The sequence below is a fragment of the Chryseobacterium sp. 2TAF14 genome, assembly GCF_052115105.1.
Taxonomy (GTDB): Bacteria; Bacteroidota; Bacteroidia; order Flavobacteriales; family Weeksellaceae; genus Chryseobacterium.
On record NZ_JBFRGA010000176.1, the window covers coordinates 1 to 11340 of the forward strand.

The window sequence follows — 11340 nt, forward strand, 5'->3', positions numbered from 1 at the left end:
GCTCCAACGAATTTAAATGTAAATAAAACCGGAAATACATTCAATTTTACATGGAGTGGCGCAACAGATGATAAAACACCAGTCAATGCGCTGCAATATGAAATTAAAGTAGGCACAACTCCGGGAGCGCATGATGTGGCAAAATATATTGTCACTACGCCATCCTGGTTTTTAAATTTAGATCCATCAATTCAGCAGGTGTATTGGAGTGTAAGATCAATTGATGCATCAAAAGTTTTTTCTGATCCTTCGGTAGAAAATACATTGGGTGTAAATGATTTTTCAGCAAAAACAAAGCTGTCAATTTATCCGAATCCTGCTTCAGAAAAAGTATTTATTAAAGGCGAAAAAGCAACTGAAGTAGAAGTGTACTCGATCGATGGGAAAAAACTGAATGTACAGCTCAATAATGACCAGTCGGTTACCGTTTCTGATCTTCCGAAAGGAATGTATATTCTGAAAATTAAAATTAACAACAACTGGGTGATCCAAAAACTAATGATCAAGTAAATAGTAGTTTGAATTTGATTTTTTTAAACTTAAATTAAACAGAGAAAACCAGCCGAAAAAGGCTGGTTTTTTATTTATATGAAACTTTCAATATTTAAAAGTTTACTTTTTATTTTCTTTCTTCATTTTATTCTGAAACCATTTAATAAGGAAATAAAACAGTAAAAATCCTAAAGCAAAAACCGAAATTCTGGAAAGAAAATCTCCCGATCTTACATAGAATGTTTCGCCATCATAAAGATTAACTTTAGCAAATAAAGTGGTCTGATCTCCGTAAAAAGTATCGCCTAAAATCTCACCTTTTGCGTTGATGTGTGCAGAAATTCCGCTGTTGGCAGAACGTACGATTTCTCTTCGGGTTTCAATGGCTCTCATTTTTGCGTAAGAAAGCAATTGTTTGTGTCCTTCCGTAACGCCCCACCAAGAATCATTCGTCATAATTCCCAAAAAGTTGGCGCCTTTTTTTACATAATCGGTTACAAATTCCCCATAAATACTTTCATAACAAATAATCGGAGCAATCTTTCCTTTATTGTAAGGATTTGAAAATGCAACACGTTCTTTATCAGTTCCCAAAGAAGCAACCGTTCCGCCCAGATTAATCATCGCATCGCCTAAAAGTGGCTTTAAAACATTCATGTAAGGAAAAATCTCAACACCAGGAACCAATTTTCCTTTGTGATAAACCTCAATTTTCTGATTTGGAATAATTTGCACCGCAGAATTATAGCTTTCTACCCAAACTCCGTCATTGATCTGATAAGCGTTTGTAGGAACATTATTTTTATCTAAAAAATATTTGTGAGAAGAAATACCCGTTGCAAAAACAGAACCGGGATGTTTCGCAAGAAATCCTTTTACGTTATTTAAAAGGTCACTTTTTTCGAAAGCAGTTTCAGAAATAGAACCTCTTCCGGGGATTGCGGTTTCGGGAGCGATGTAATAATCGATTTTTCCCTTCGTATTTTTTTCTGCCAAGTTTAAAAGCTCATTCTGAATCGTAATGCTGTCTTTATTGTACTTTTCATTATAAGGATCAAGATCGGGCTGAAGCATTAAAACACTGACTTCACCAATTGGTTTTTCATTAAAACTATTAAATTTTATTAATGAAATAATCATCGGAACACCTATCAAAAGCACTGTTGCTGAAATATTAATGATTAAATCTTTTCTCTTTCTTCCTGCTTCCCAAATTCTGATGGTGTAAAATATCAATAAATTAACAATCAAAATCCAGAAACTTCCTCCGGTTGATCCTAAAGTATCATACCATTGAATCAGCTTCGGGTAATCTGAAAAAGCGTTTCCAAGATTCAGCCAAGGCCAGGTTAATTCCCAATTTAAATGAAATTTTTCAAAGCTCATCCAGATTGCTACTAAAAAAGCCATTCCCCAATACGTTCCCTGTGCGTTTTTATACCAATGATAACATTGAAAAACCAAAGAATACAAAAAAGAATTGACCAAAACCGGAAATAAAACCGCCATCATCGAATGACTTCCGTCCGGATTTTTTGATCCGTACAACCAACCTGTTGTTACCACATTCCAAATGACAAAACACAGATAAGAAAGACCGAAAACAACCCAGCTTTTTCTACTGTAATTTGAAAATTTAGAAACACTATGTTCCATCATCAGAAGCGGAACGAGGGCAAAAAATATAAAAAACGGAACTCCGTAAGTCGGCCACGAAACCGACAGCAACATCGCTGAAATGAGCGTAAGTAAGACGTATTTCATTAAATTAGTTTAACACACCAAATTTAATGCTTTTGAAATGAATAACTTTGCAAATGATGTTAAAGAAATTTTATAAATTCATTATTTTACCGTACACTGTTTTTCTGCTTTACATAGAAGCCCTGCAGTATTTTTCAAGATTGGGGGTTTTTGATGTGGATGATATTTTGCTGAATACTTTTGGAGTGTTTCTGGGTTTGCAAATTAAAAGAGTCTTGGAAACTAGATTCAGAAAGTTTGTAGTTGAATAATTCAACATGAAGTTTGTCATTCCGCAGGAATCCAAATGAGATTTTAGAATTGTTTATTTTAAAAATTCTCGCAGATTATACAGATTTCGCAGATTAAAAGCATGGAAGAAAATCTGCTTAATCAGCAAAATCTGCGAGAGATATCATCTCAAATTTACCCATTCAATTCCTTTGCACGTTTTTCGGCATTTAAAATTCCCTGCTGCAGAATTTTTTTGAAATCATTTTCTTCAAAAGTTTTCAGTGCAGCTTCTGTTGTTCCGCCTTTTGAGGCAACATCTTTTATAAGATCCTCAAGGCTTCTGTCAGAATTATTGATGAGATGATAAGCGCCCAACATAGTTTGCTTTACGAAAAGTTTAGAAAGATTTTCATCAATTCCCATTTCTGTTCCGGCTTTAATCATTGCATCTACGATGTAATAAAAATACGCCGGTCCGCTTCCGGAAAGTGCGGTAACGCCGTCTAATAAATCTTCGTTTTCCAGATAAACAGATCTTCCGGTACTATTCAGAAGCCTTTCGATATTCATTAACTGATTAAAAGAAATTCCCTGTGCAGAAGTATAACCTGTAATTCCCATTCCTAAAAGAGTAGGTGAGTTGGGCATTGCTCTTACAGCGTATTTGTGGTTTAAAGATTCCTGTATTTTTTTGATTTTGATTCCCGCCATAATCGATAAGATCATCTGATTTTCATTTAACGAAAACTGGAAATTATCCGCTACTTTTTGGAAATCCTGTGGTTTTACGGCAATGATGATAAGATCTGCATCCAAATTTTTTACCTCTTCAAATACCGAAATTTCAGATTTGGGAAATTCTTCTTTTATTTTCAGAATTTTAGCTTGGCTTCTTGTGATAAGATGTAGGTTTTCTGGCTTTATCAAATCATATTTCAAAAAAGATTTTGAAAAAGATAAACCCATGTTTCCGGCTCCGATGATGGCGATTTTCATATTTGTGCGAGATTTTAAAATTTTAGTTTAAAGATAACTAAAATCTTACTCCACAGGAAACTCCGGTCTTCTCATTTTGTATTTTGTTCCTGAAAGAGATTCCAGGAAAGAAACCAAAGCTTTTATTTCTTCTTTATTTAAATTTAATTTCTGCAGCAAAGGATCTGTGGAAGGATGAAGCGGATCTGCCAGTTTTTTTTCTGTGTTGGGATCAAGCTGGTGCATTCCGCTGTTGTACATATTAACAACGCCTTCAAGGCTGTCAAAAAGACCATTGTGCATCCAAGGCTGAGTAAGCGTTAAATCTCTTAGTTGAGGAGTTTTGAATTTTCCGGCATCTTCTGCTTTTTTGGTGATATTGTACAAACCAAGATCTTCATATTTCCTTTTGTAATAAGCCAATCCGATATTGTGAAAAGATTCGTCTGTTAAATATTTTCCGCTGTGGCAGTTCATACAACGTGCTTTGGTACGGAAAATATGCATTCCGTAGATTTCTTCGTCAGTTAATGAGCTGTATTTTCCTTCCAAAAATTTATCAAAACGGCTAGGCTGGCTTTTGATGGTTTTCTGAAAATCGGCAATGGCTTTTACAATTTTATCATAGGTTACTTTTTCGGTTCCGTATGCATTTTTGAAAAGTATTTGATAACCTTTTATATTCTGAATTTTTGCAGGAAGTGTTTTCACATCCATTGCCATTTCGTGATGCGCTCCAAGTGGTCCGGAAGCCTGTTCTTCAAGAGTTTTGGCTCTTCCGTCCCAGAAAAAAGAAGTTCTTTCGGCGATATTGTAAAGAGAAATGGTATTCCTGTTTCCCAAAAGGTGGTCGTTTCCGAGAGCGACGCGTCTTCGGTCTTGCCATCCCATTTCGGGATCGTGACAAGTGCTGCAGGAAATTTGGTTGGATTTTGATAATTTAGGATCGAAAAAAAGCATTTTCCCTAAGATTACATTCGGCTTATCCTGCTCTGTGAAAAAAGCAGAATCGCTTTTGATTGCTGCAAATTCCTGCCATTTTACACCTTTGTCGATGTTGGGTTTTGGCCATTCTGTAATTGCTTTTTTGTAGCTTTTTACGATGTCCTCAATAGAAGGATCCTGAATGTTTGACAACTCATTTCCTACTTTTGAAGTGAAACTCCAAAGAATAAATAAAATTAATCCTAAACTCCAGTAAATTCCTCTTTTCATTTTAAATTAAATATTCCTTTGATATTTTTGTTGTAAATTTATTTTTATTTTTAAACCATTAAGGTTCATTAAGAAGTTGAGATAAATTAAGTTGAGCTTCGCTTTAAGGAATACTTCAGATCTTTAATCTCTTATATTTTAATGCTTTAATTTTTTTAATCTTTCAATTTCTAAAATGTAATTCCTAAACTTGYGCCGACAAAATTATTGTTTTTTTTCTGGATTTTCTGTGACTGATATTCTGCACTTACAAAGAATGCCGGAAGTTTCTCCAGTTTGATGTCGTACCTTAAAGATGCTCCAAAAGTGCTGATGTCGCTTGCCTGAAAGTTGTAGTCGTGTAATATCCAGTCATTGATTTCCTGATTTGCCATAAGACTCAAAGCATTGATTGATTTATTAACCATTCTTTTAGAAAAATAAGGCTGAAATGAAATAGCTTGGTTAGAATTGATTGAGTGACGATAATCTGCAGTTAAACCAAAATACGAATATTCAAATTTTTGCCCTGAATTGGGATAAAGATTTCTTTCCTTAATTTCTTCATACCCGAAAAACGGCGAAGCACTTATAGTAAAATTATCATTGTTGTATTGATATAAAACTTTTACAACGCTGGCAAAATTTTCTGAACGGTAAGATTTTCTTTTAAATATTTGTTCTGTAGCATTGGTGTTTACAGAATATCCAAACTCTGAGCCTGTTCTTACAATAGCTTTATAATTGGCAGAAACTCCGATTCTGTGTTTTTCTTGAATTGTGAAAAATTTTGCACCTTCGAGTTCAAAGTTTTTATTTTCAAGTTCTGAGATTTCAAAGGTTGTACCCGAACCGTTATCACGATGACTTTTGGTATTATTTGAACGACCTGCGGAAGCACGAAGATAAAAATCTTTTCCTTGCTGATTGCTTATTTGAACTCCTCCTTTATATCCAAATTCTTCAAAAGTCTGGGAAGGATTTACACCGCCGCTGAAAAAGTAATTTGAAATCCCCAATCCGACCATCTGATAAACAAACGGTTTTCCTAAAACGCTTTGAAAAGTTAAAGAGCTGTTTTGTGTGTTTTTAATCTCGGGTCACGGCTGCGATACCCTAGTTGAGCAAGATAGCTTACTTCTCCACCTACGGTCCATTTGTCGATTTTTTGGGATAATCCTCCTGCAAAAAAATAGCGTTCCAAATTTAAACTTCCACCGAGAGAATCTGCAGTTGTGTAAGGTGCGATCCGTTCATAATCTAAATTTTCGTTCCATCGGAAAGGTCTTTTTTTAAGATTCTGATAACTCGCACTTCCCCAAACTGTACGATTTGGATTTAATTTTAAAAAAGATTTTGCATTTACGGTTAAGCCTTTTTCACCAGCACCAAGCTGCTGACGATACACTTTTTGGTCATCATGATGATAACCGACATTAAATTCTGAGAACGAAGAAGAACTATAATCCGACCTGTTTGCCGGATTATAGTAAAACTGACTTCTAAAATTTCTTTCGATGCTGTATTGATTATTGATCTTCTGATAAAGCTGAATGCTGTCCTGCGCTTTTACAGAAAGCGAAGCAAAAGCGATAATCACCAGTGAAAAAGAATGTTTTAAATTGAGCATAGTTTTTAAGTATTATTCAAATACTAATTTATTAATGTTGAATACCGTCTTTTAAACTTGGTAAAGCATCTTTGGTAAAATCGTTGCTAGAGTTGTTGGTATCCATATAAAGATTTTTACCGTTGCTCATTGTTCCTGCGGTTTTACGTCTTACCGATTTTCCGTAGCGATTGGCGTCATTGTCTGTCGCACCTACAGAAGCCCATCCGGAATCGATACCTGCAGCAGTTAATGTATGGATAAATTTTGTAGGAACAGAATTGTTTTCAGCATCAATAATCCATGAATTAGGAATTGCATAAGCACTTTTTGAAGTGATCGTTCCTGCACTGTTTTGATAAGTGTAATCGTATTTGAATTTCTGAAGGAATGTGTTTTTGTCTTCACCTATCGGAAAACGGGCAATTACATAACTTTCAAAACCTCTGTTGTGAAGGAAAAACATATTGAATGTCATTTGCGTGTAAATAACTTCAGCATTTGGAACAGAAGGATTATCAACTTGTCCTAAAGCAGGATTTGTAGATGGAAACTCAAAATCTGCATTGTGCAAATCGTATGCTGTGCTTGTGTTTTGTTTATGGTTAATCGCATTGTCTGCAATCACAATAAAATCTCCAGGTTGTACCGGGTACTGATTTCCGCTTCCCGGTAAAACCATTACTCCTTTTACAGCGAAAGAAAGATTCTTGTTGTACGGAGTAGGGTTTTTATCATCAGTTGTTAAAAATTCAGATTGTCCGATGATTAATTGATCAGCAAAAAGAATCTTATTGGTATTGTTGGTGATCTTAAAATAACGGCTAGAATTATAATTTTTGTTGTCTGATGTTTTTACACCTGTGAAAAATACTTCTTCAATAATAAAATCTTCATGGAATTTTTTTACAAATAAAGGAATCGTTACGTTTTTAACGGCTGAAGTAATATCTGTCTGTCCTGTACCTGCAGCTCTTACTTCTTCGTTGCTGGCAATTACAACACCGTTTACAGTGATTTTATAAGAACCGTAAGCAACCTCAAAAGAATGTGCATTTTCTTTTTTCAATGTTTCTTTAATTATGGCTCCGGTATTGATTTCAATAATTTCTACATCCAGATTGGTATATTCTGTAATATTTTCGCCTGTGAAAGTAAGTGTCAATACACCGTTTTGTTTTGCGGTTACTCCAAAATCATCATCACTTGAGCATGATGTAACGGTAAATCCTGTTGCCATCGCTGCTATTAAGCTTAGTAGTATAACTCTTTTTTTCATGTTGTTATATATTTATTATTTATTTTAAAAATTATAATTGAGCTCCATCCCGAAGTAAGGAGTATTCGCGCCTCTTCTGTACACGGTAACATTATTGAAAGTATAAGGAGCGCTGTAATTGAAAATTCTCGTTACAAACATTGATGTTCGCAGAGCTTTGTAAATACTTTTGGTAATTTTTAAATTTCCGGCAATCGTAAAGGTGTAGTCTGTCGGCATGTTGTCGGTAACAGAAACATTTCTTACCAGCCATTGTTTGTACGTATCGGTTTTATCTGCTTCGGYAAAAGGATGTATAATTCCGTCGATTCCGTAATAAGCGATGGGTTCTGCAATTCGCTGGTCTTTTCTTTGATGATCAAAGAAGCTTCCCTGGAATGATGCAGAAATTGTTAAATCTAAACTAGGAAGATAAGTATCAATGAAAAGATTGTAATTCATGTTAGAATTCACAAATCCATCATCATTCTGATAAATTCCGTAATAAGGAAATCCGTCTGCGCCAATAGATGCATTAGGTCTGAATACAATAGGAACCGAGTTTCTTAGTTGTGTTTTAAAATAAGCTCCGCTTAAGGTAAATCTTGTATTGATTGATTTAAAACGAGGTGAAGTATACCCGAATTCAATACCGTTTTTGATCGTTGCACTTCCGTTTTCAGTAACCATATATTCTGCATTGGTTTTTCTGTCTGTATAAGGAGTGTTGGCTAAATTCGGTCCGTTATTCCATTGTGAAAGATCCACTTGTGAAGCATCATATTGCTTGTAAGTATGCAGAACAGTGTGTCTCATCGGTCTGAAACCATTCGTCATATCTTCTTTGAAATAAGTGACGAAAAAATTATGGTTCTTATAAGAAAGATCCAGTCTTATTTCTTTTTTGATGCTTTTGGCGGCTTCAAGATTTTTGTTTTCAACATTTTGCACGTAGGTCATAAAATTCACATATCGGTATTGTGCGTCATTATGATAATAATTCAGTTGAGTATAATCCCAGAATTCTCTGTTTGGATACAGCATTAAAAGCGTTGGTTGCTTATAAAATTGCCCATATCCTAAAGTTAAATCCGTTTTCAACGGAGCATTGTTGATCATTAAATGCGGAAGATTATACTGCAGGTTCAATCGTGGTTCCACAAAAACTTTTTTGCTGATTGCGTAAGAATTGTCAATTCCCATTTGTTTTGAGAATCGTAATCCGGTGTATAGAGTAAATTTATGCTGATCAATTGCATAGCTCATTTTGTCACCAAAAAAAGCAGCCATCAGATTAGATGCAGGAATATCATTAAAAGGTCTTGGTCTGGAATTATTTAGTTCGGCAGCATAAGGAGAATTCATGTCATAAATTAAACCTTTTCCTTTATTTTTAGAATATCTCCAGTCTAAGCCGACTTCATACTGATGATTAATTCCGAAAGTATTTCTTGTTCCCGTAGTTTGAAGAAGCGCTGTAATGTCAAGTGGTTTCCCTTCTGTACTGTACTCGCTGATATAACGAAGAGCCGGGAAAACGCCCACATTTTCTCCCTGTTCTGTAGCCAGAGAAAAAGATCTTGGTCCCGACAATTGTACCAGTTTTGTCTGATCTATTTTTTCGAATCCCTGCCTGATTGCAGTATTTAAAATAATTTTATCAAAAAATGAAGCTTTATCTAAACTGTATAAAAAGTTGTTGGTAAAACTAATTCTCGTTCTGGTTTGTTTATAACGGTCGATGTCCGGAACACCATTGTCAGGGTCATTTTTTTGGGAATCGATATTCGTTGAGAAATCAATATTTGACCGCCATTCTAAAGGATTTGACCAAAGTGTGCTTTTCTTTTTCGAACGAATCGAAGCGGTCATTCTCTGGTAATTTTCAAAATCATCAATAGGATCAGCTTTAGAATCTAAAAAATCTGCACCYGCACTTATTTGCCAGTTTTCGTTAATCTTAAAACCTTTTCCTACATAATATTGCTTGCTGAAACCATCTGCCTTAAATCTTGCCTGCAAAGGAGATTCGCCGATTCTTCTCTCAATTTTTATCACTCCTGAAGTTAAATCTCCATAAGACGCCGAAGGAATTCCTCGGATAATTTCCACTTTTTCAATATCATTCGTAGAAATTGTTCTCATGTCAACTCCCGTTGTTGCAGTTTCACGAGCCATTGGTCCTTCTAAAAATTGCCTGTTGTCTAAAGAAACCTGCATATCTGCATTCGAGTTGATCACATTTCCGTCGATCATAAACTGCGTTCCCAGAGCACTCGTGTTGTATTCTGTGGTTCTGTAAGAAAGATCACCTCTGTTCTCACGAAGCATGGGTCTGTTATTTACACTTAAATTCAGGGTTTTTGCCAATCCGCCCGGTAAAAGTTCCATCAAATCTGTAAAGCTTGAAGGCTGTAAATGTTCCATCGCTTTTCTGTCAATGATGGTTTTTGTCGTTAAACCTTTCCCTTCTTTAGAGAAAATAACGATTTCTTCAAGTTTATCTATTGGCTGAAGCTGAAAATTTAATGTTTTTGAATTATTTAGATTAACATCAAACTCTTTTTCCTGGTAATTAGAATGGGTAATTTTTACATGATGTTTTCCTTCGCTTAAAACTAATATTGCGTTACCGTTTTCATCTGTAACTGCGGAATTTTGAGCGCTTTTTAAAGTAACACCATTCAGTTTCTGCTGGTTTTCTCCGGAAATAGTGATGCTTAATTGTAATTTCTCATTCTGAGCCAATAAAAGTCGAGAGCCGCAGAAAAATAGGAGTATAAAAGTTAAAAGCCTGATCGTCATTATTTTAGTTTATCGAAAGCAAAATCGACCGCAAAAATAAGAATTAAATTTACGGATAAGAAACTTATTTAGAATAAATTAAAATAACTGACAAATGTCAGACGAGTGGTATGCTGAGATTTTTGGTTACAAAATATTGACTTCTCTTTCCAGTTCGATCCCGAATTTTTCTTTAACGGAATCAATTATTAAAGCTGAAAAATCAAAAATTTCTTTTCCTGAAGCATTTCCTGTTGCATTAATGATCACTAAAGACTGCAATTGATGAGAAGCTGCATTTCCGATTTGTTTTCCTTTCCAGCCACATTGTTCGATAAGCCAGCCTGCAGGAACTTTTACGGAATTTCCGTTTGGATAACCCTGAATGTTTTCAAATTTTAATTTTAAATCTTCAAACTGTGCTAAAGGAATGGTTGGATTTTTAAAAAAACTTCCGGCGTTACCAAGCTTCTTTGGATCGGGAAGTTTGCTTTGCCTGATGTTGATCACCGCTTTTGAAACATCCTGAATTGTAGGATTTATTATTCCTGAATTTTCCAGTTCAGATTTAATCGCACCATATTCTGTCTTGATTTTGTGATCTTTTCTTGATAGTCTGAAACTAACTTCCAGAATCACGTATTTTCTTTTTCCTTCCTGTTTAAAAATAGAATCTCTGTACCCAAACCTGCATCTTTCAAGATCAAATTCTTCAGTTTCCAAAGTTTTAAGATTCAAAACCCTGCAGCTTACAAAAATGTCTTTTATTTCGGTTCCGTACGCTCCGATGTTCTGCATAGGTGAAGTCCCTACATTTCCCGGAATCAGCGAAAGATTTTCGAGCCCGCCATAATTTTTATCCAGACAAAACATAACGAATTCGTGCCAGTTTTCACCAGCTTTTGCCGTTACCAAAACTTCATTTTCGTTTAAAAATTCTTCAGAAATTCCTTTTAAATTTAATTTTAAAACAAGACCTTCAAAATCTTTGGTAAATAAGATGTTGCTTCCGCCACCTAAGAATAAAAGCGGGAGTGTTTGAGGGTGGGAG

At 35.2% G+C, this 11340-nt stretch carries 8 protein-coding genes and 1 pseudogene; 2 read left to right on the forward strand and 7 right to left on the reverse strand.

Translation table 11 applies throughout. The features are described from left to right. On the forward strand, window positions 1–510 hold a 510-nt coding region (locus tag AB4Y90_RS14835; RefSeq protein ID WP_441558319.1), incomplete at its 5' end, for a T9SS type A sorting domain-containing protein. Window positions 511–612: 102 nt separating this feature from the next. On the opposite strand, the gene lnt is transcribed toward AB4Y90_RS14835, so the two are convergent. Further along, a complete protein-coding gene (gene lnt / locus AB4Y90_RS14840; RefSeq protein WP_441558320.1) occupies window positions 613–2256 on the reverse strand; it encodes an apolipoprotein N-acyltransferase in 1644 nt (547 codons plus the stop codon). Between the two features lie 56 nt (window positions 2257–2312). Between lnt and AB4Y90_RS14845 the strand changes: the two genes are divergently transcribed. Next, window positions 2313–2507 (forward strand): VanZ family protein, encoded by a 195-nt coding sequence (locus AB4Y90_RS14845; protein WP_441558326.1) that lies wholly within the window; start codon window positions 2313–2315, stop codon window positions 2505–2507. Between the two features lie 154 nt (window positions 2508–2661). Here the strand turns inward: AB4Y90_RS14845 and proC are convergent, their stop codons facing one another. From proC to murB, 6 genes and pseudogenes are all read right to left on the reverse strand, one after another. Further along, entirely contained in the window at window positions 2662–3465 is an 804-nt protein-coding gene (proC, locus tag AB4Y90_RS14850; RefSeq protein ID WP_441558321.1) for a pyrroline-5-carboxylate reductase, read from the reverse strand. A gap of 45 nt (window positions 3466–3510) precedes the next feature. Then, the gene (locus AB4Y90_RS14855; RefSeq protein ID WP_441558322.1) at window positions 3511–4659 is read right to left on the reverse strand and encodes a cytochrome-c peroxidase; all 1149 of its coding nucleotides are present in this window, start codon (window positions 4657–4659) and stop codon (window positions 3511–3513) included. Window positions 4660–4829: 170 nt separating this feature from the next. Then, window positions 4830–6268: pseudogene (locus AB4Y90_RS14860) on the reverse strand (DUF6850 family outer membrane beta-barrel protein). 31 nt (window positions 6269–6299) lie between these two features. Further along, window positions 6300–7526, reverse strand: coding sequence for a DUF4876 domain-containing protein (locus AB4Y90_RS14865; RefSeq protein WP_441558323.1), 1227 nt, complete (start codon window positions 7524–7526; stop codon window positions 6300–6302). A gap of 24 nt (window positions 7527–7550) precedes the next feature. After that, window positions 7551–10310, reverse strand: a complete 2760-nt coding sequence (locus AB4Y90_RS14870) for a TonB-dependent receptor (protein WP_441558324.1) — start codon at window positions 10308–10310, stop codon at window positions 7551–7553. A gap of 126 nt (window positions 10311–10436) precedes the next feature. After that, window positions 10437–11340 (reverse strand): UDP-N-acetylmuramate dehydrogenase (gene murB, locus AB4Y90_RS14875; protein WP_441558325.1); only part of this gene is annotated, 904 nt, incomplete at its 5' end.

Coding starts and splice junctions, on each gene's coding strand:
- AB4Y90_RS14855 (WP_441558322.1), bottom strand. CDS start 4,659: ATGAAAAGAGGAATTTACTGGAGTTTAGGATTAATTTTATTTATTCTT.
- lnt (WP_441558320.1), bottom strand. CDS start 2,256: ATGAAATACGTCTTACTTACGCTCATTTCAGCGATGTTGCTGTCGGTT.
- AB4Y90_RS14865 (WP_441558323.1), bottom strand. CDS start 7,526: ATGAAAAAAAGAGTTATACTACTAAGCTTAATAGCAGCGATGGCAACA.
- proC (WP_441558321.1), bottom strand. CDS start 3,465: ATGAAAATCGCCATCATCGGAGCCGGAAACATGGGTTTATCTTTTTCA.
- AB4Y90_RS14845 (WP_441558326.1), top strand. CDS start 2,313: ATGTTAAAGAAATTTTATAAATTCATTATTTTACCGTACACTGTTTTT.